General features: G+C 51.6%; 19 protein-coding genes. 6 read left to right on the top strand and 13 right to left on the bottom strand.

Annotated features, from left to right (window positions below; all coding sequences use genetic code 11):
* Window positions 1-3 precede the first annotated feature (3 nt).
* The 13 genes from lpxA to rpsB all read right to left on the bottom strand — a co-directional run bounded on the left by lpxA (window position 4) and on the right by rpsB (window position 13,073).
* Entirely contained in the window at window positions 4-774 is a 771-nt protein-coding gene (lpxA, locus tag D568_RS0108725; protein ID WP_020209212.1) for an acyl-ACP--UDP-N-acetylglucosamine O-acyltransferase, read from the bottom strand.
* Window positions 775-795: 21 nt separating this feature from the next.
* Entirely contained in the window at window positions 796-1,233 is a 438-nt protein-coding gene (fabZ, locus tag D568_RS0108720; RefSeq protein ID WP_020209211.1) for a 3-hydroxyacyl-ACP dehydratase FabZ, read from the bottom strand.
* A gap of 54 nt (window positions 1,234-1,287) precedes the next feature.
* Complete coding sequence (lpxD, locus tag D568_RS0108715; RefSeq protein WP_020209210.1) at window positions 1,288-2,310, bottom strand: UDP-3-O-(3-hydroxymyristoyl)glucosamine N-acyltransferase; 1,023 nt, start codon at window positions 2,308-2,310, stop codon at window positions 1,288-1,290.
* Window positions 2,311-2,328: 18 nt separating this feature from the next.
* A complete protein-coding gene (locus D568_RS0108710; protein WP_020209209.1) occupies window positions 2,329-2,844 on the bottom strand; it encodes an OmpH/Skp family outer membrane protein in 516 nt (171 codons plus the stop codon).
* 61 nt (window positions 2,845-2,905) lie between these two features.
* A complete protein-coding gene (bamA, locus tag D568_RS0108705; protein ID WP_020209208.1) occupies window positions 2,906-5,566 on the bottom strand; it encodes an outer membrane protein assembly factor BamA in 2,661 nt (886 codons plus the stop codon).
* Window positions 5,567-5,653: 87 nt separating this feature from the next.
* A complete protein-coding gene (gene rseP / locus D568_RS0108700) occupies window positions 5,654-7,009 on the bottom strand; it encodes an RIP metalloprotease RseP (RefSeq protein WP_020209207.1) in 1,356 nt (451 codons plus the stop codon).
* Window positions 7,010-7,019: 10 nt separating this feature from the next.
* Window positions 7,020-8,225, bottom strand: coding sequence for a 1-deoxy-D-xylulose-5-phosphate reductoisomerase (ispC, locus tag D568_RS0108695; protein WP_020209206.1), 1,206 nt, complete (start codon window positions 8,223-8,225; stop codon window positions 7,020-7,022).
* Window positions 8,218-9,066: a phosphatidate cytidylyltransferase gene (locus D568_RS0108690; protein ID WP_020209205.1), complete on the bottom strand. Its 849-nt coding sequence runs from the start codon at window positions 9,064-9,066 to the stop codon at window positions 8,218-8,220. Before D568_RS0108690 ends, ispC begins: the two co-directional genes overlap by 8 nt.
* Window positions 9,059-9,814: a polyprenyl diphosphate synthase gene (gene uppS, locus D568_RS0108685; RefSeq protein ID WP_020209204.1), complete on the bottom strand. Its 756-nt coding sequence runs from the start codon at window positions 9,812-9,814 to the stop codon at window positions 9,059-9,061. The genes D568_RS0108690 and uppS overlap by 8 nt, the downstream gene beginning before the upstream one ends.
* Window positions 9,815-9,923: 109 nt before the next feature.
* Window positions 9,924-10,481, bottom strand: coding sequence for a ribosome recycling factor (gene frr / locus D568_RS0108680; RefSeq protein WP_020209203.1), 558 nt, complete (start codon window positions 10,479-10,481; stop codon window positions 9,924-9,926).
* Window positions 10,471-11,214: a UMP kinase gene (gene pyrH, locus D568_RS0108675; protein ID WP_020209202.1), complete on the bottom strand. Its 744-nt coding sequence runs from the start codon at window positions 11,212-11,214 to the stop codon at window positions 10,471-10,473. The genes frr and pyrH overlap by 11 nt, the downstream gene beginning before the upstream one ends.
* 128 nt (window positions 11,215-11,342) lie before the next feature.
* Window positions 11,343-12,212 carry a translation elongation factor Ts gene (gene tsf, locus D568_RS0108665; protein ID WP_020209200.1) on the bottom strand — a complete coding sequence of 290 codons (870 nt, stop codon included), beginning with the start codon at window positions 12,210-12,212 and terminating at the stop codon, window positions 11,343-11,345.
* Window positions 12,213-12,329: 117 nt separating this feature from the next.
* A complete protein-coding gene (rpsB, locus tag D568_RS0108660; RefSeq protein ID WP_020209199.1) occupies window positions 12,330-13,073 on the bottom strand; it encodes a 30S ribosomal protein S2 in 744 nt (247 codons plus the stop codon).
* A 203-nt stretch (window positions 13,074-13,276) separates the two neighbouring features.
* Between rpsB and D568_RS22260 the strand changes: the two genes are divergently transcribed.
* The 6 genes from D568_RS22260 to nth all read left to right on the top strand — a co-directional run bounded on the left by D568_RS22260 (window position 13,277) and on the right by nth (window position 20,020).
* Window positions 13,277-13,441 carry a hypothetical protein gene (locus D568_RS22260; RefSeq protein ID WP_425401959.1) on the top strand — a complete coding sequence of 55 codons (165 nt, stop codon included), beginning with the start codon at window positions 13,277-13,279 and terminating at the stop codon, window positions 13,439-13,441.
* A 103-nt stretch (window positions 13,442-13,544) separates the two neighbouring features.
* Window positions 13,545-14,543, top strand: coding sequence for a mannonate dehydratase (gene uxuA / locus D568_RS0108650; RefSeq protein ID WP_425401963.1), 999 nt, complete (start codon window positions 13,545-13,547; stop codon window positions 14,541-14,543).
* Between the two features lie 100 nt (window positions 14,544-14,643).
* Window positions 14,644-15,414 carry a type I methionyl aminopeptidase gene (map, locus tag D568_RS0108645; protein WP_020209197.1) on the top strand — a complete coding sequence of 257 codons (771 nt, stop codon included), beginning with the start codon at window positions 14,644-14,646 and terminating at the stop codon, window positions 15,412-15,414.
* Between the two features lie 2 nt (window positions 15,415-15,416).
* Window positions 15,417-18,134 carry a [protein-PII] uridylyltransferase gene (locus tag D568_RS0108640; protein ID WP_211211645.1) on the top strand — a complete coding sequence of 906 codons (2,718 nt, stop codon included), beginning with the start codon at window positions 15,417-15,419 and terminating at the stop codon, window positions 18,132-18,134.
* A 12-nt stretch (window positions 18,135-18,146) separates the two neighbouring features.
* The gene (gene dapC / locus D568_RS0108635) at window positions 18,147-19,343 is read left to right on the top strand and encodes a succinyldiaminopimelate transaminase (protein WP_020209195.1); all 1,197 of its coding nucleotides are present in this window, start codon (window positions 18,147-18,149) and stop codon (window positions 19,341-19,343) included.
* A gap of 2 nt (window positions 19,344-19,345) precedes the next feature.
* Window positions 19,346-20,020, top strand: a complete 675-nt coding sequence (nth, locus tag D568_RS0108630; protein WP_020209194.1) for an endonuclease III — start codon at window positions 19,346-19,348, stop codon at window positions 20,018-20,020.
* Window positions 20,021-20,049: the final 29 nt, after the last annotated feature.

Genomic DNA, 20,049 nt, shown 5'->3' with positions numbered 1-20,049 from the left:
CCGTTAGCGGACAATTCCGCGCTTGGAATTTTGTAATGACTCAATCATCAGCGATACAACAGATTCTTCCGTTTCAATTTGCTGTAGCTGCTTTAACGCTTCGTCAACAGTATGACCGCGGCGGTAGATAATCTTAAATGCGCGGTTAATCGCGGCTATTTGGTCTTTTGAGAAACCGCGGCGGCGCAATCCTTCCGAGTTAATACTTTTCGCCGCAGCCGGCGCGCCAGTAACCATCACATACGCTGGTACGTCTTTACCAACGGCGCTCCCCATACCAGTAAAACTGTGTGCACCAATATTGCAAAACTGATGAACCAGAGTAAAACCGCTCAGGATAGCCCAATCCCCAACAATGACATGCCCAGCCAGTGCCGTGTTATTGACCAAAATACAGTGATTTCCTAGCACACTGTCATGACCAATATGAACATACGCCATGATGAGGTTATCGTTACCTATAGTGGTTTCCGAGCGGTCCTGCACTGTGCCACGATGAATCGTTACCCCTTCACGGATAATATTGTTATCACCTATAACAAGTCGCGTGGGCTCTCCGTTGTATTTTAAGTCAGGGGTATCCTCCCCCACCGAGGAAAATTGATAAATTTGATTATTGCGACCGATTTTCGTCGGCCCTTTTATCACCACATGAGACGCAATTATACAACCGGCCCCGATTTCAACCTCGGGGCCTATAGTTGTCCATGGGCCCACTTGCACGTCATCGGCTATTTTCGCCTCTGGGTGGATGATAGCTCGTGAATCAATCAACGCTGGCCCTCTCTTGCAGGATTAAACTTTTCGATCAGCACACAATATGGTTGCTGCAGCAACAAGTTCACCGTCTACCGTAGCTTTACAGGCAAACTTCCAAATTCCACGTTTAGAAGAAATGATACGTGACTCTAACTGCAAACGATCGCCTGGAATCACCTGACGCTTAAAGCGCACATCATCAATCCCAGCAAACAAATAAATTGAGCCATCCTTGGGTTTTTTATCGACAGTTTTAAAACCTAAAATACCAGAAGCCTGGGCCAAGGCCTCTAGAATCATTACTCCTGGAAATACCGGGAAGTCTGGGAAATGCCCGTTAAATACTTCTTCGTTTATAGAAACATTCTTGTAAGCGACAATAGACTCCCCTTCCACCAGCTCTACCACTCGATCTACCAACAATAAAGGGTAGCGGTGAGGCAAATATTGCCGAATTTCATTTACATCCATCATTTTATTGACGCCTTTATATACTGCCGGTAAAACCAGCTTAAAACTTATGTTCTCTTAATCCGCATCAGATTCAAGCTTGCGTAAGCGTTGTGCCAAATCATTAAGCTGATTAAAGCGAACGGCATTTTTTCGCCACTCACGAGTGCCAATTGCACTGGTACCGGAAGAATAGCTTCCAGGTTCTGTGATCGATTTTGACACCATGGTCATACCGGTAATGTGTACGTTATCGGTAATTTCTATATGACCCACAATGCCCACAGCCCCGGCCAAAGTACAATTTCGACCTATTTTAGTGCTACCCGCAATGCCACAATTGGCCGCAATAGCCGTATTGGCACCAATACGGCAATTATGGGCTATGTGCACTTGATCATCGATAATGACCCCGTCATCGATCAGCGTATCGTCAAGAGCCCCCCGATCGATCGTCGTCGTAGCCCCTACTTCCACACGATCACCAATGATTACTCCGCCTAATTGATGGATTTTGCACCAGCCACCGTTTTCACGGTCAGGCGCAAAACCAAAACCATCGGCTCCGATAACGCAGCTACTGTGGAATAAACAATACTCGCCAATCACCACATCGTGATAAATACTGACATTCGCAGCTAAGCGAGTATAAGCGCCAATATTGGTTCCTTCCCCTATCACCGATCCAGCTCCAACGATCACACCATCCCCCAAGACAGCTCCGCTGCCAATAACAGCATGAGGACCAATGCCAACTTGGTTACCAATTTTGGCGGTCGAGTCAATCACTGCGGTAGGATGAATACCCGGCTCAATAGCCAAAGAGCGATCAAACAATCGGGTTAACCGTGCATAGCTTAAATATGGATCGGCAACAATCAGTTTATTGCCAGAGTAAAGCTGGGATTCTTGTTCACGAAGAATGACCGCGCCAGCAGATGAATCTTGCAACTGGCCGTGGTATGCCTTATTCGCTAAAAAACTAATGTCGCTGTTTTTTGCCGTTACCAAACCAGCAATGCCGGTTATTACTAAACCGGCATTGCCTTCAAGTGTTGCTGCTAAAAAGTCCGCAATTTCACGGAGTGAAAAACTAGTCACTCAAACCATCCGCTGCAATTATTGGGCTTTATTTAAGCGCTCAATTAACTGCGCAGTAATATCGTGATCGGCGTCGGCGTGAAATACCGATTGAGCATTGATGATCATGCCAATGTCTTCATCGGCGATCAGTTTTTCAAGTACCGGGCGAACTTTGGGGGTCAGCTGCTGCTGAACACGTTGTAATACCTGCTGTTGTTCTGACTGCAGCTTTTTAGTCGCCAGCTCATAATCAGCCCGCAGATATTCTACTTTTTTGCGATGTTCGGCTTGTTGATCCTCAGACCAGGTCATACCGTCTTTTTCAGCTGATTCTTGCAGAGCTTTAATATCGGCTACCAGGCTTTCAACCTTGGCGCGAAGTGCTGTGAACTCAGCATTTTTTTGTAAGCCTTCAACACTTTTTTTCGCCAGATCAGTACCTAAAATCGCCGCTTGCATATCCAAAGTAACGACCTTATCCGCTGCTGCCGCGCCCAAGCTAAGCGTCAATAAAGCCGAAACCAACATCATTTTCTTTAGCGAAATCACCATTTTCCCCTTTTATAATCTCTAGTGAGTGTATTAAACGCCCTTTTGGGCACATTCAGCTGTTTTAGAAAGTTTGTCCAAGAGAGAAGTTAAACCCTTTCTCGTCGTCAAATTCATTTTTCTGTATCGCTTCAGATACTGAAAAAGTCATCGGGCCGAAAGCCGATATCCACGTTAAGCCTAAACCTGCCGAAATACTCATGCGGTCCAGCGCAAAGTCGAAACAGTTTACCTGTGTTGCGCCGCAGTTGGTATCGAAAACGTTACCCGCGTCGATGAAAAAAGCCGTTTGGAACGAGCGTTGGTCTTCGATAAAAGGCAGAGGGAAGATGATTTCCATGCTCGTTTCTACCAAAAAGTTACCACCAAAAGAGCGACTTTGATCGGTTACCTGACCACCGGTTTGAGTCATCAACTGACCAGGGCGACAAGAGATACTGCCACTGTAGCCGCCCAACTCTGGATCCTCGCAGAGCACATTATATAAAGAGCCAGTTTCACCAGTATCCACCACCCCATCACCGTTCATGTCATCCCAAGTGGTTCGCGGTAAATACTGGCTCTCGGCATAGGTGCCTCGAGGCCCTAAGCTATTGCGCTCAAAACCTCGTACGGAACCGAAGCCACCGGCGTAGTAATGTTCAAAAAATGGCAACTCCTCGGTTTTACCGTAAGAATCTGCCCAGCCTAAGCTAGTGCGCAACCGCAAAGTTAGGTTTCGCGTCAAAGGCTGAAACATTTGCGCGTCGTAGGTGATTTTGTAGTACTCCAAATCGCCGCCGGGCAGCGCCGTTTCAATCCCCAAACGCTGCGAAGCGCCTCTCGTGGCTAAAATACCGCGATTTAGGGTAGATTTTGCCCAGGCCGCATTGGCCACAAAATCGTGAAACTCGTTCCCATGAACATCCAAGAAGCCGGGCTCTCCTCGAATACCGTTCACATCGTCTGCCAGACTGGGAACGGGAGTGGAATCAAAAGGGATTTCGGGCAGATCGTTACCGGTTGACAACTCTTCAAGGATTTCCAGGTATTCGGTTTGGGTAATATAGCTGGCCGATGAGGAATAAAGCGGAGTGTTTATAATTTCCCGCACCGAATAGGAACTTGGCTTAACCTCTAAATTACGGAAGCCCACATCAAAGCTTAAACGTTCCACATCAGAAATCGGGTAACCAAAGCTGACATTACCGCCAAATACATCGGTGCTGTAGCCAGCCACGTTCACGCTGGCGTAATCACTGCTTTGGTAGAAAATATTAAACCCTCGGCTCACTCCATCTGGAGTAAAGTACGGGTCGTTATAGCGGAAGTTATACGCGGTTTGGTATTTAGAGTGGCTGGCCGAAATACCGACTTGCTTACCCGTACCAAACCAGTTGTTTTGTTGAATATTACCTGAGATTAACAGGCCGGAGTATTCAGCGTAACCCAGCTGCAACCCCATGCTACCCGATGGCTGCTCTTCGACGGTAAAGTCCACGTCGACTTGGTCAGCGACACCCGGCACCTCAACGGTATCGACCGTCACCTCTTTGAAAAAGCCCAAACGTTCCAGGCGTACCTTAGAGTGCTCAATTTGTGCGGTCGATGCAGCCCCACCTTCCATCTGCCGCATTTCGCGGCGCAGAACCTGGTCTTGGGTAGTGGTATTACCGCGGAAGTTAATGCGTCTAACATACGCACGCTTTTTCGGATCAATAAAGAAAGTGACCTTTACCGTTTTATCTTCATCGTTGCGCTCAGGAATCCCCTCTACTTCGGCAAAGGTGTAGCCTTCGTTGCCTAAGCGATTGGTAATGTATTCTGATGAAGTTGTCATTAAAGCCTGCGAAAAGGTTTGCCCTTCACGCATTAAAATCATACGGCGAATAAAGCGCTCATCAATAGCAGGGTCACCCGCTAAATCCACTTCACTAACGGTATATACATCGCCTTCGGTAATATTCAGAGTGACGAAGACTTTAGATTTGTCGGGGCTCAGAGAAACTTGAGTAGAGTCAAGATTGAACGCGAGGTAACCACGATCCAGATAATAAGACTCAACACGCTCGATATCGCCGGTTAACTTTTCGCGGTTGTATTTATCATCTCCGGTAATCCAGGAGAAAAAACCTGTAGTTTGCAGCTCAAATAAATCCAGCAGCTCTTCATTATCGAAGGCGTTGTTACCGATGATGTTAATTTTTTTGATTCGAGCCGTCTCACCTTCGTCAATGTTAACCAGCACCTTCACCTGGTTACGCGGTAAGTCTTCGACTTCGATATCCACAGAGGCGCCATAGCGACCCTGACCAATATATTCACGCTCAAGCGCCTGGCTGATCATATTCAAGGTGGCATTCTGATAGATCTGCCCTTCGGAAAGCCCGTTATCCGTTAAGCTTTCCATCAGCTGTTCGGTTTTAATAACCTTATTACCTTCAATGGTAATTTCGTTAATCGCTGGCCTTTCTTCGACCATAATGACCAATACATCGCCATCCCGACCGATTGAGACATCAGTAAACAAGCCTACTTTAAAAAGTTCGCGGGTGGCGCGCTGAACATCGAGGTTGCTAAGAGTGTCTCCCACTCGAACGGGTAATGCACTGAATACGGTACCGGCTGATACCCGCTGCAAGCCCTCAACTCTGATATCGTTTACGCGAAAGGTTTGTGCATGGACGGCCAGCGAAAAGCTTAGCGCCAAAAACAGGCCGAACACTCGTGAGAAAACTTGCATCATATAATTCGTTCTATTTTAGATTTGTGAGTTTGCACAAACACAACAACCATACCGCCAGAGTTTGGCAGCCAACTGTTTCCAACAGGATTAAAGCCTCATGATGTCGTTGTATAGCGCCAATACTGTCAGGCCTATTACCATTACCAGGCCCACTTGATAGCCCACCATCTGAGTCTTTTCCGACACCGGTTTTCCTTTAACCAACTCAATCAGGTAGTACATTAAATGACCACCATCGAGAACCGGTATCGGCAGAAGATTGAAGACTCCCAGCATGACGCTCAAGGCCGCGAGAAAACGCAAGAAGCTGCGCCAGCCATTCTCTGCCTCAGAACCCGCAACCTTAGCAATGGTGATTGCTCCGCTCAAGTTTTTTGTGGAAATTTCCCCAAAAATCAGCTTCTTAACTGACAGCAATACAAAGGCAGAAGTTTCCCAAGTTCGGTCGACTGCGGCAACAAATCCGCTAACGGGTGAATAATCCCAACGACGAATAAGATCCTCAGGCCATTCATAGGGGGCAAACCCCATCCCTACGCGTCCAAACGTGTTATCAGCTTCGGTTATTCGTTCAGGCGTGATGGCCAAATTAAGCTCTTCGCCATTACGCTCGACAGTTAGGTTAATCACAGCTTCAGGCCTGGCTTTAACATAGTCGATCCAATCCTGTGCCCCATTCATAGCCTGTCCGTCGGCCGCAATAATGTGATCCCCCGGCTGCAGCCCAGCCACACTGGCGGGGCTGCCCGCCTGAATTTCTCCGGCAATAGCGGGTATTTCAGGAATGTAAGGAGCAACACCTAACCCGGACAAAGGCTCGGGCTCATCGACTCCACGCAGCCAGTCATCCAATACCACTTCAGACTCGTAGCGCAAATTAGAATCCGGGTAACGCACAGCGAACGTCAAGGGCCCACTTTCGCCCAGACGACGCAGCAGCTGCTTTTGCACCATTTGCCAAGACAAGGTGGTGACACCATCAACTGCCAAAATTTCTTGCCCGGCTTCAAGGTTAGCGCTGGCAGCTACAGAGCCCGGTTCAACCTTACCTATGACAGGGGCCAAACCCCGCTCGCCACTGACAGCTAAGACCAGCCAAAAAATCAATACCGCGAGAATTAAATTCGCCACGGGGCCAGCCAGCACTACCGCGATTCGTTTGCCAACACTCTGGCGGTTAAACGCGCGGTGCAGCTCATCCTCGGCCACAGGCCCCTCGCGCTCGTCCAACATTTTGACGTAACCGCCCAAAGGTATGGCAGACAACGCGAACTCGGTGCCCTGGCTATCACGCCAACTGGTAAGCACCTTGCCAAAGCCTATGGAAAACCGCAGTACTTTTACTCCACAGCGCCTGGCCACGTAGAAATGACCAAACTCGTGAATGGTCACCAGCACAAGAATGGCAACGAAAAACCAAAATACGTATTGGAGAATGCTCACATAACCCTCATTAAGTTGTGCTGGCAGAAATCAACGCCTGTGCCACGCGCCTGGCAGTCAAATCGGCGTTTTGGACCGCCTCCAGGCTATCCGGTTCAGTGAAGCTTACCCGCTCCAGGGTTGCAGAAATAATCTCGGCAATCGCCGAAAAAGACAACCGGCCCGCCAAAAAAGCGGCAACAGCCTCCTCATTGGCCGCGTTAAGCACGGCTGGCGCGCTTAAGCCCGTTGCCACTGCCGATTGCGCCAAACCAAGACAGGGAAAACGGGCCAGATCAGGGGACTCAAAGTCCAGCCTGGCGGTGGCGACTAAATCTAAACTATCAACCCCTGAAGCCAGCCGCTTAGGAGCGCCCAATGCATGCGCGATCGGTGTGCGCATATCCGGATTGCCAAGCTGCGCCAGCACTGAGCCGTCAATATACTCAACCAGTGAGTGAATAACACTTTGCGGGTGAATTACCACCTGTATGTCAGCAGGCTGAGCATTAAAAAGCCAGCAGGCTTCTATAAACTCCAAGCCTTTGTTCATCATGGTGGCGGAATCCACCGAGATTTTAGGCCCCATACTCCAGTTCGGATGCGCACAAGCCTGCTCCGGTGTAACCTGCGCTAAATCCTGCACACTTGCCTGACGGAAAGGCCCGCCCGAAGCCGTTAACATAATGCGTCTGACACCGAGCGCGTTTAAATCCAAGCCCGCCGACAGCCCGGCTGCCAACGGCAAACACTGAAAAATCGCATTGTGCTCGCTATCAATGGGCAAGACTTCGGCTCCCGAGCGGCGCGCAGCTGCCATAAACAAGCCACCCGCCATTACCAGCACTTCTTTATTGGCTAACAGTACTCGTTTTCCAGCCTCAACAGCAGCAAAGCTCGGCAGCAAACCCGCTGCCCCAACAATGGCTGCCATGACCGCGTCAACCTCTGAAGCGGATGCCACTTCCTGGAATGCTCGCTCACCAGTGAGCACCTCTGTCTCACTGCCCTCCCCAGACAAACGTTGTTGCAGGTGCCGGGCAGCGGTTTCATCCACCAGAACAGCGTACTTTGGTTTAAAAGTCTGGCACTGCTCTGCCAGTTTTTGCCAACTGGACTGAGCCCCTAACGCGAAAACCTGGAATTGATCTGGGTGGCGCGCCAAAACATCCAGCGTGCTTACACCAATCGAGCCTGTGGAGCCAAGCACGGTTATTTGCTGACGCGAATCACCCAAAGCTCAACTCCAGCGATAACAAAATCAGCGCAAATACGGGTGCTGCTGCGGTCAGGCTATCGACCCGGTCGAGCACTCCACCATGCCCAGGCAACAGTGAACTGCTGTCTTTAATACCGCGTTCACGCTTCACCATGCTTTCCAGTAGATCCCCCAGCACCGAGGCAAGGGACGTGGCCAGCAACAACACCAGCAAAGGTAGTAGTGCATTGTCCGATAACTGCCAGATAATAAGCGCGAGAATCACATTGGCCCCGACCCCGCCCAAGAACCCCTCCCAGGTTTTACCCGGACTGACGTGGGGCGCGAGCTTGTGCTTACCAAAGCGGCGGCCGACAAAATACCCACCAATATCCGCACTGGCCACAATCACAACGATCAGCAGCACCAGCCAGGCCCCCGACTCTTCGCTTCGCACATAGCTCACGGCAGCCCAGGTAGGCACCAGCACCAAAAAACCCATCAACGCGCGAATAAAGCGCCGCCCCCATAAAAGCGCACTACTGGGGTAACCCTGCACCCATAGCAGCGCTAACGCCCACCAAGTACACCCTGCTAACAACACATGCCGGTATCGCTCTGGCACACGGTTTACATCCACAAAGTCCAGCGGAATTACGCCGATATACACAGCCACCAGCGCTATGCAGCCAGCCAGCGCCAGCACGTACACTGCTCGGCCGAGTGGCTTGGCAAGCCCGCTTAAATTAGCCCACTCCCAGGCAGCAATTAGCACAATGGTAGCGATAAAAGCCGGAAATAAAGGTTCTGGCAAATAGAAAAGCGATAACAAAAATACGGCGGCAAGAACAATAGCGGTAAATACGCGCTGTTTAAGCATAGGAATCTCCAGCAAAAGCAGGGTCAGATTCACACTGCTCAGAAGTTCGGCCAAAACGACGTTGGCGCTGGGCAAAATCTGCCGCGGCGACTTTTAAGGAGTCGCCCTTGAAGTCGGGCCAGAGGGTGTCACTAAAATACAGCTCGGCGTAGGCGGCTTGCCACAATAAAAAGTTACTGATGCGGTGCTCGCCGCCAGTGCGAATCAAAAGATCCAGCTCGGGCAACCCAGCAAGAGAAGTCATTCGATTGAGCGCCGATTCATCGATCGCCTCGGGCGACAACTCGCCCTTCACGCAAGCCTGCGCCATGTGGCGCGCTGCCTGCACCACATCCCACCGTCCACCGTAATCGGCAGCGATGACCAGTGTTGTTACGGCATCGGCGGTATCAGTAAGTGCTTCGGCCCTGGCGATAGACGTTTTTAAGGATTCGCTGAAACGATCACGATTGCCGATAACTTTTAATCGCACACCACGCTTCTTTAAGTCTTTGGCTTCTTTTTTAAGGTACAACTGGAACAGCGACATCAGCGCATCCACCTCTTTGGCTGGACGACGCCAATTCTCGCTGCTAAAAGCAAACAAGGTAAGGGTCTCAACGTGAAGCTCCTGGCAGGCAGCCATCACATCACGAATACGCTCTACCCCTTCTTTATGCCCAGCAACACCAGACAGATTACGCTGCTTAGCCCAGCGATTGTTGCCATCCATAATAATGGCGATATGACGTAAGGAACTGCCGGTCACACTTTACTCCGGGGCGATCAACCTGCCCATTGTAGCCCTCTTTACAGCAGCGCCCGGCCTGAAGCCGGGCGCTCGGGCCCATTATTTTAACGACGGCCGCAGCCGGACCTTATACGGTCATCAGCTCTTCTTCTTTTTGTGCCAGTGCCTTATCGACTTCGGCAACATACTTATCGGTAATTTTCTGTACATCGTCCTGCATGCGGCGATCTTCGTCTTCAGTGATTTCTTTTTCTTTCAGCAAAGCCTTCACATCTGACAACACATCACGACGTACGTTGCGAATGGCTACACGGCCATTCTCTGCCTCAGCACGGGCCTGCTTGATATAACCTTTGCGGGTTTCTTCGGTCAGCATTGGCAGTGGAATACGGATGTTTTCACCAGCGGTGGAGGGGTTGAGGCCCAAATCAGACTTCATGATCGCCTTTTCGATTTCGGGCACCATCTGCTTTTCCCAGGGCTTAACGGAAAGCGTGCGAGCGTCTTCAACCGTAATGTTCGCCACCTGAGACAGCGGTGTTTCAGAGCCGTAATAAGAAACGGTTAAGCCTTCCAGCAGGCTCGGGTGCGCGCGGCCGGTGCGAATTTTGTTCATGCTGTTGCCCATCGCCTGCAGGGCTTTTTTCATACGGTCGTCGGCGTCTTTTTTCAAATCATTCAACATGGGAGCTACCCTCTTCTATTAATGTACCCTCGTTGCTGCCCACCACAATATTGAGCAGGGCACCACTTTTATTCATGCGAAACACCCGCACGGGCATGTCGTGCTCGCGGCACAGGCAAATCGCGGTCAAATCCATTACCCCCAGTTTGTCCTCCAGCACCTTGTCGTAGGTCAAGCGATCGTATTTTGTGGCATCGGCCACCTTCATTGGGTCATCGGTGTACACGCCATCCACTTTGGTGGCCTTAAGAACAATATCGGCCTCCACTTCAATACCGCGTAAACAGGCGGCCGAATCGGTTGTAAAGAAGGGGTTGCCGGTTCCGGCGGAGAAGATCACCACCTCACCGGCGTTCAAGCAGCGAATCGCGTGGCGGCGGTCGTAATGCTCGACAATACCACTCATGGGAATCGCAGACATCACCCTGGATGAGATATTGGAACGCTCCAGCGCATCGCGCATCGCCAGCGCGTTCATTACTGTAGCGAGCATGCCCATGTGGTCGCCGGTAACGCGATCAAGGCCCGCCGCACTCAACGCCGCGCCGCGAAACAGGTTGCCACCACCGATAACCAAACCTACCTGAACACCGATGCCGACCAACTGACCAATTTCAAGTGCCATTTTGTCCAGCACCTTGGGGTCAATCCCAAAGCCCTCGGCCCCCATCAACTCTTCACCACTCAATTTGAGCAAAATACGTTTGTATTTCTTATCGCGGGGGTTAGGCATGACTGATCTCCTGCAAGCCGGGGGGATAAAAACGGGGGGCAGTTTACAACAAAAGGAGGCCGGATGGGTATCCGACCTCCTTTTGTGTGCGTCCCGCCCGATGGACGGAACGAATACTAAGCCTTGGCTTAGCCTTTAGAAGCAGCAACCTGTGCGGCAACTTCAGCCGCAAAATCAGCTTCTTCCTTCTCAATACCTTCACCCACTTCAAAGCGGACCATGCTATCAATGCTGGCACCGGCCTCTTTCGCCAGCTTACCAACGGTCAGCTCTGGGTTTTTAACGAAGGGCTGCTCAATCAAGCTGCTCTCTTTCAAGAACTTATTGATACGACCTACCATCATCTTCTCAACGATCTCGGCAGGTTTACCTTCCATATCAGGCTGAGCCTTGATGATTTCTTTCTCTTTTTCTACCACGTCGGCTGGCATATCTTCAGGCTTAACCACCTGTGGGTTTACCGCCGCAACATGCATAGCAATATCGCGAGCCAGCTCAGCGCTGCCGCCATCAAGCTTGATGATAGACGCGATACGGTTGTTTGAGTGAACGTAAGCGTCAACCAAACCACCTTCAACTACGGCCACACGGCGCACACCGATGTTTTCGCCGATTTTTTGCACCAGCGCTTCACGGGCAGACTCCAAATCACCAGCCATCAGAGCCGCAACGTCTTCTTGCTTATCAGCAAAAGCTTTATCTAACACAGTGTTAACGAAAGACAGGAAGCCTTCATCGCGGGCAACAAAGTCGGTTTCACTGTTAACTTCCAGTACCACAGCGTAGCTGTTGTCGTCGGCCACTTTAGCGGCAACAACACCGTCAGCGGCAGTACGACCGGCTTTTTTGGATGCTTTCAGACCACTGGCCTTACGCAGGTTTTCAATCGCCTGTTCCAGATCACCATCCACCTCAGCCAGAGCTTTTTTACATTCCATCATGCCCAGGCCGGTGCGCTCGCGCAGTTCTTTTACCAGAGAAGCAGAGATAGCTGCCATGTATCTATCCTCTTGATTTGCAAATGTCTATTGAAAAAAGGGGCAAACCGGCAGGCCCACCCCTTTGTGTTGCACTTTACGTGCTAATTAAGCACTAAAAGGTTACAAGCGTGCGGCTTACTCAGCAGCAGCTTCACCTTCAGCGGCAACATATTCGTCTTTGTTTGGCACAGCCTGAGCCTGAGAGGCACCTTCAGCGGCGGCATCAGCAATAGCGGTTACGTACAGACGAATGGCGCGAATGGCGTCATCGTTGCCTGGAATAACGTAATCAATGCCATCGGGATCAGAGTTGGTATCCACCACACCAATCACCGGAATACCCAGCTTGTTAGCCTCTTGTACGGCAATGCGCTCGTGATCAACGTCAACCACAAACAACGCGTCTGGCAGGCCGCCCATATCTTTAATACCACCGATAGAGCGCTCCAGCTTCTCCATATCGCGGGTACGCATCAGAGCTTCTTTCTTGGTCAGCTTTTCGAAAGTGCCGTCCTGAGCCTGAGCTTCCAGGTCGCGGTAACGACGGATAGAGGCGCGAATGGTTTTGAAGTTAGTCAGCATGCCGCCCAACCAGCGGTGGCTTACGTAAGGCTGGCCTACACGATCAGCCTGCTCTTTGATGATTTTCTGTGCAGCGCGCTTGGTACCAACAAACAGAATTTTTTTCTTTTGCGAGCCCATTTGCTTAACCAGCTCAAGGGTCTCGTTGAACGCTGGAACAGTGTGCTCCAGGTTAATGATATGAATCTTGTTACGAGCGCCAAAGATGAAACGGTTCATCTTTGGGTTCCAGTAACGGGTTTGGTGACCAAAGTGGACACCCGCTTGCAGCATATCGCGCATGCTTACTGTAGGCATAATATTTTCCTGTGTATCGGGTTAGGCCTCCATATACCCCGCTAGCCAACCCTTGCGGGCACCCAGGCTGAACGTGTCGGTATATGTGTGACATTTAAAATGTGTAATCTCCGGCAAAAAGTGGCCATAAGCGGGACGCTTTTGCACCAACCTATTTACGGGAGGCGCGCTTTATACCACAACAATGCAGGTAAAGAAAGATTTTGCCTGAGATAAACCGCAATATTACACCAGCCAACTTATGGTCCATAAAACCATCACCAAAGCAGACACTTAATGGAGCCCACATGAAAGAAACCTGGCGCTGGTTTGGCCCCAAGGACACCGTCACTCTGGCCAATATTCGCCAGGCCGGTGCCTCGGCATAGTCACCTCACTGCACCACTACATTCCAACGGGAGAAATCTGGCCCCTGGAAGAGATTCAGGCGCGCAAAACGAAATTGAAGCGGCCGGCCTTGAGTAGAGCGTTATCGAAAGTATACCTCTGCACAATGACATCAAAACCCGCACCGGCGATTATCAGCGCTACATTGCCAACTACCAGCAATCACTGCGCAATGTGGCGGCTGGCGTTTTTGACGTGCGCTACAACTTTATGCCGGTGGTGGACTGGACTCGCACCAACCTGTACTACACCCTACCCAATCAATCGCAGGCGCTGCGCTTTGAAATGAACGATATCGCCGCTTACGACGTTTACATCCTCAAACGCACGAGCGCCGAGCAAGATTACGCGCCCGAGGTGCTGCACAAAGCCAAAGCTCGCCTGGACGTCATGAGCGAGCAGGAAAAAGCGCTGCTGGAGAAAAACCTCATCGCTGGCCTGCCCGGGGGTGAAGGCAGCTATGATCGCGACGGTATTCGCGCGACCATCGAAGAGTTTATCGCCCTCGGCGACGAAGGCATGCGGGCCAACCTGTTCACCTTCTTGCGCGAAGTGGTGCCAGTTGCTGAAAAAGTGGGCGTGCGCCTGGCCATCCACCCGGACGACCCGCCGTTTTCCCTGTTCGGCTTGCCCCGCGTAGTCTCCACCCAGGCGGACGCGCGCGCACTGCTGGCCGCTGCCAAAAGTCCCGCCAACGGCCTTACGTTATGCGCAGGCTCCTACGGCGCCCGCGGCGACAACGACCTGGTGGATATGGTGCGCGAGTTCGGAGAGAACATTTACTTTGTACACCTGCGCAACATTAAACGTGAAGCGGATGGCTCGTTTTATGAATCCGATCACTTAGACGGCGACAATGATATGGTCGGCCTTATCGATGCACTGCTTAGCGAGGAAAAACGCCGTCGCTCCAGCAACAGCACCCTGCCCCCCATCGCCATGCGCCCCGACCACGGCCACCTGATGGGCGATGAAATTGGCAAAGCGGGCATCAACCCCGGCTACTCCTACGCGGGAAGAATGCGCGGCCTTGCGGAGTTGCGAGGCGTCATTCATACCCTCGAAACACTCGCAGCACGCTAAGGCCACCCCTGTAACGCCGCCGCGGACTGTAGTCCCGGCGGCCAATCGGTTAAACTAGCGCTTTTGAATTTTGGGCAGCACCCAGCGAAAGCGAGACACCATGACCGTATCGATCAAAACTCCCGAAGATATTGCCAAAATGCGCATTGCCGGCCGCATGGCCGCCGAAGTGCTGGAAATCATCGAGCCACACGTCAAAGCCGGGGTCACCACCGCCGAGCTGGATAAAATTTGCCACGATTACATTGTCGATGAGCAAAAGGCCATCCCCGCTTGTCTGGGTTATCGCGGCTTCCCCAAATCGATCTGCACGTCGGTCAACCATGTTATTTGCCACGGCATTCCCTCCGAGAAAAAAGCCTTAAAAAACGGCGACATCATCAATATTGACGTTACCGTGATTTATGAGGGCTACCACGGCGACACCAGTAAAATGTACTTTGTAGGCGAGCCTGCACCCCACGCCAAACGCCTGGTTGAAGTCACACAAGAGTGTTTGTACAAAGGCATCGAGCTGGTTAAACCCGGCTGTCGCCTGGGTGACATTGGCGCTGTGATTCAAAAACACGCCGAGGCAAATTACTATTCGGTGGTTAAAGAATATTGCGGCCACGGTATAGGCACCGTCTTTCACGAAGAGCCTCAAGTACTGCACTATGGTCGCCCCGGTACCGGATTGGAATTAAAAGAAGGCATGACCTTCACCATTGAGCCGATGATTAACGCCGGTAAAGCCGCCACCAAGCTCAAGCGCGACGGCTGGACGGTAGAGACCAAAGACGGGCGACTCTCCGCCCAATGGGAGCACACCCTCGCCGTTACCGCCGATGGCGTTGAAGTATTAACCGCTCGTAAGGAAGAGTCTTTCTAACCGTGACGGAAACCCCGACAGTGACCGACGACAGCCTGCCCTATTTCACTCGCCCGCTATTTTTCTTTGACCAGAGCCGCTTTCGGCGGGCTCTGGCAGAGCAACCCGTCATCACCGTATTTAAAGACGCCATCACCGCCGCAAACGCTCAGTTTGATGTGCGTTTTTGCGAGGGCGAAGATATACGCGCACTGATTCACGAGCGAGCGCTGTTTGTCGACTGCCTGTTGCACTACGCCTGGTATCAATTTGACTGGCCCAAAGGCATCAGCTTAGAAGCCGTAGGCGGTTATGGGCGCTGCGAGCTGCACCCACATTCAGACATCGATCTTCTGATTTTGCTCGACGCAGGCTTAGAAGAAAGCTGCCGCGAGAACTTAGAGCGCTTTCTTACGCTGCTATGGGATATCGGTCTGGAAATCGGCCACAGTGTGCGCACCGTAAACCAGTGCCTGGAAATTGGCCGCAGTGACATCACCGTCGCCACGAATTTGATGGAGTCGCGCACATTAGTGGGCGACGCCAATTTACGCGAACAGCTGCGCGCCAAAGCTGATACCGATAAACTCTGGCCTGCCGATGAGTTTTTCAAAGCGAAGTTTGCAGAGCAAGAGCAACGTCACGAGAAATACAAAAACAGCGAATACAACTTAGAGCCCAACATCAAAAACGCGCCCGGCGGGCTGCGCGATATTCAAATGATCGGCTGGGTGGCAAAGCGCTTTTTTAAGGTTCGCACACTCAAACAACTGGACGGCAAAGGCTTTTTCACCGAAGAAGAATTCTCTTTACTGCAAAACGGCGAAGAATTTCTGTGGCGTGTGCGATACGGGCTGCACATGATTGCCAAGCGCCCGGAAGATAGACTGCTGTTTGACCACCAGCGCGAACTGGCGAAAATATTTGGCTATAAAGACAACGATGAAAACCTCGCCGTTGAGCAGTTTATGCACAAATATTATCGCCTGGTGATGTCGCTGCGTGAACTCAACGATGTACTGCTGCAATTTCTCTATGAAGCCATTTTGCAGCGCGGCGTCAAGAAAACCGTCACGCCCATCAACGAGCGGTTTCAACGCCGTGATGACTATATTGAAGTCGCTCACATTTACGTTTTTGAAGAATCGCCCTCAGCGATGCTGGAAATTTTTGTGCTGATGGCGCAAAACCCAGACATCCGCGGCGTGCGTGCCTCGACCATTCGCTTGATGCGCGAGAATCGCCACCTTATTGACGAGAGCTATCGTACCGATTCGCGTAACACCGGGCTGTTTTTACAGTTATTCAGCTATCCAGACCAGTTAGTAGAAAACTTAAAGCGAATGTCGCGGTACGGTATTTTGGGGCTTTATCTGCCCGAGTTTGGCCGTGTTACCGGGCAAATGCAGCACGACCTGTTTCATATTTATACGGTCGATGCACACACCCTGCTGCTGGTACAGAACCTGTGTAATTTCTTACTGCCCCAGGCCCGCGAAGATTACCCAGTGGCCTGGCACGTCATGCGGCGCTTACCCAAAGTAGAAACCTTGCTCATGGCAGGCCTGTACCACGATATTGCCAAAGGACGCGGTGGCGACCACTCAGAACTGGGCGCGATAGACGCGGAAGAGTTTGGCGTGCGCCACAATTTATCTCCACGCGAAACCCGTTTAATCAGCTGGCTTGTCGAAAAGCACTTATTAATGTCTTCGGTCTCGCAGAAGCAAGACATCTCAGACCCAGAAGTCATCCATAACTTTGCCCTTACCGTAGGGGACCAGATGCATCTGGATTACCTCTACGCGCTGACGGTGGCCGACATTAACGCCACCAACCCCGACTTATGGAACACTTGGCGCGCCAGCTTAATGCGCACACTTTACCTAGAAACCAAACGCGCCCTGCGTCGCGGGCTTGAAAACCCCATCGATAAACAAGACTGGATTGAAGAAACCCAGCAGGCTGCCATCGCGCGCCTTAACCGGCATAACATCACCACCGAGCAATGCGACGCGGTGTGGGAAGATGTGAACGATGAGTATTTTTTACGCGAATCTTTCTTAGATATCGCGTGGCACACCGAAGCGATTGTTCAACACGATGACAGCAAAGGGCCATTGATCCTGATTCAGGAAACGCCCAGCAAAGAGCTGGAAGGCGCTACGCAAATTTTCGTCCGCAGCAAAGGCCGCGACAACGTCTTTGCCGCCATTGCCTCTGCACTCGACTTGATGAACCTGAGCATTCAGGACGCCCGGATTTACAACTCCAAATCGGGCTACACCCTGGACACCTTCTTTGTGCTCAACCAAGACGGCGAACCCCTGGGCACCGACCCCGCGGTGTTAAAACGCATTCACGACACACTGACAAAAGAACTGCAAGACACCGACGAATCACAAGATAAAACCATTCGCCGAACGCCACGCAGATTGAAACATTTTACTCGCCCCACGCGCACGATTATTCGCAACGACATCATCAGCGGCTGCACGCTTTTAGAAGTGATTAGTCCCGACCGCCCCGGCCTTCTGGCCTGTATCGGGCGAATCTTTATTGATTTTGATCTGCACCTGCAAAATGCAAAAATCGCCACCTTAGGCGAACGCGTTGAAGATATATTCTTTATTACCGACAACCAAGGCAACCCGCTGTCCGATCCGGAACTGTGCAAGCGACTGCAAGACGAAATTTGTCGCCAGCTGGACGACCGCGTTGACCAGGCCGCAGGCTACTAACGACTACTGCCCATGAATCACGACTTAGACCTGTTACACCCCTACCCTTTTGAAAAGCTCGCCGCGTTAAAAGCGAGCATAACACCGCCTAACGATTTAGCGCACATTGCGTTATCCATTGGCGAACCAAAACACGAACCCCCAGCGTTTGTATTGCGCACACTCAGCGAAAACCTGAACCGGCTGGCTAATTACCCAGCCACCAAGGGCCTGCCTGAGCTGCGCGAAGCAATTGCGCACTGGGCCAACCACCGCTTTCAACTGTGCACACCCTTGGATGCTGAAACACAAGTACTGCCGGTAAACGGCACACGTGAAGCACTGTTCGCTTTTGCGCAAGCAGTGGTGGATCGATCTCAGCATAACCCGCTAGTGGTCAGCCCTAATCCCTTTTACCAAATTTACGAAGGCGCCGCGTTGCTGGCCGGTGCGAAACCACACTTTTTGAACTGCACCGCCAGCAATGGTTTTATTCCTGATTTTGATGCCATTGATGCGCAAGTGTGGCGCGACTGCCAACTGCTGTATATTTGCACCCCGGGCAACCCAACCGGCGCGGTGATCAGCACCGAACAATTTCAAACCCTTATCAAGCTCGCCGATCAATACGATTTTGTTATCGCCTCGGACGAATGCTACAGCGAACTGTATCGCGATGAGAAAAACCCTCCGCCCGGTTTGCTGCAGGCCGCCAGCGATATGGGCCGCAACGACTACGCTCGCTGCGTGGTCTTTCACAGTTTATCGAAGCGTTCAAACTTGCCCGGGCTACGCTCGGGCTTTGTGGCAGGCGATGCGACGATTCTGCAAAAGTTTTTAACCTACCGCACCTATCATGGCTGCGCTATGCCGGTACCGAGCCAAATTGCCAGCGTCGCTGCCTGGAACGATGAAGACCATGTGCTTGCCAACCGCGACGCGTATCGGACCAAATTTGACGCCGTTTTGAATATTCTCGACGACTGCCTGGACGTCACCATGCCCGAAGCAGGCTTTTACCTGTGGCCCAAACTTCCTATCAGTGGTGAGATGTTTGCCCAGCGCCTGTTCGCCGAAGAAAACATCACCGTATTACCCGGCGCGTATTTATCCCGTGAATGCGATGGTGTGAATCCGGGTGAACACTATGTGCGCATGGCCTTGGTGGCCACCGAGGATGAATGCGTTGAAGCCGCACATCGTATTCGCCGCTTTGTTAGCAGGCTGTAACGGTGGGAACCGAACGCAAAAATTTAAGCAAAGCGGAGCGTGTTGCGCTGATTCAACAAACGTTAAATCAGCTATACCCTGCGCCGCCCATTCCTCTTGACCATTTCGATGCCTACAGCCTCTTGGTGGCTGTATTGCTGTCGGCGCAATGCACCGATGAGCGGGTCAACCAGGTCACACCCCACCTGTGGGCACTTGCGGACAATCCCTTCGATATGGCCAAGGTACCCGTAGAAGAGATCAAAGCGGTCATTCGACCCTGCGGCCTGTCACCGCAAAAATCCAAAGCCATATCCGTACTGAGCCAGCGTCTTGTCGACGAGTACAACGGCATGGTGCCTGCCGATATGGAAGCGCTGGAATCCCTGCCGGGCGTAGGTCATAAAACGGCGAGCGTGGTAATGGCCCAGGCCTTTGGGGTACCGGCCTTCCCCGTCGATACTCACATTCACCGCCTGGCACAACGCTGGGGGCTCACCAGCGGTAAAAATGTGGTGCAAACCGAGAAAGACTTAAAGCGCCTGTTCCCTGAAGAGCATTGGAACAAGCTGCATTTACAAATTATTTTTTACGGCCGCGAATACTGCACCGCAAGAGGCTGCGACGGCCGGGTGTGTGGCCTATGCCGTAGTTGCTATCCAGCGCGTAAGCACCCTAAAAAGGTGCACAAACCTTAGTCTCAACAGGCCCAGGCAAGCCCTAAACT

Source organism: Gilvimarinus chinensis DSM 19667, from assembly GCF_000377745.1.
GTDB classification, from domain to species: Bacteria; Pseudomonadota; Gammaproteobacteria; order Pseudomonadales; family Cellvibrionaceae; genus Gilvimarinus; species Gilvimarinus chinensis.
This window is presented reverse-complemented; position numbering and strand designations above follow the sequence as displayed.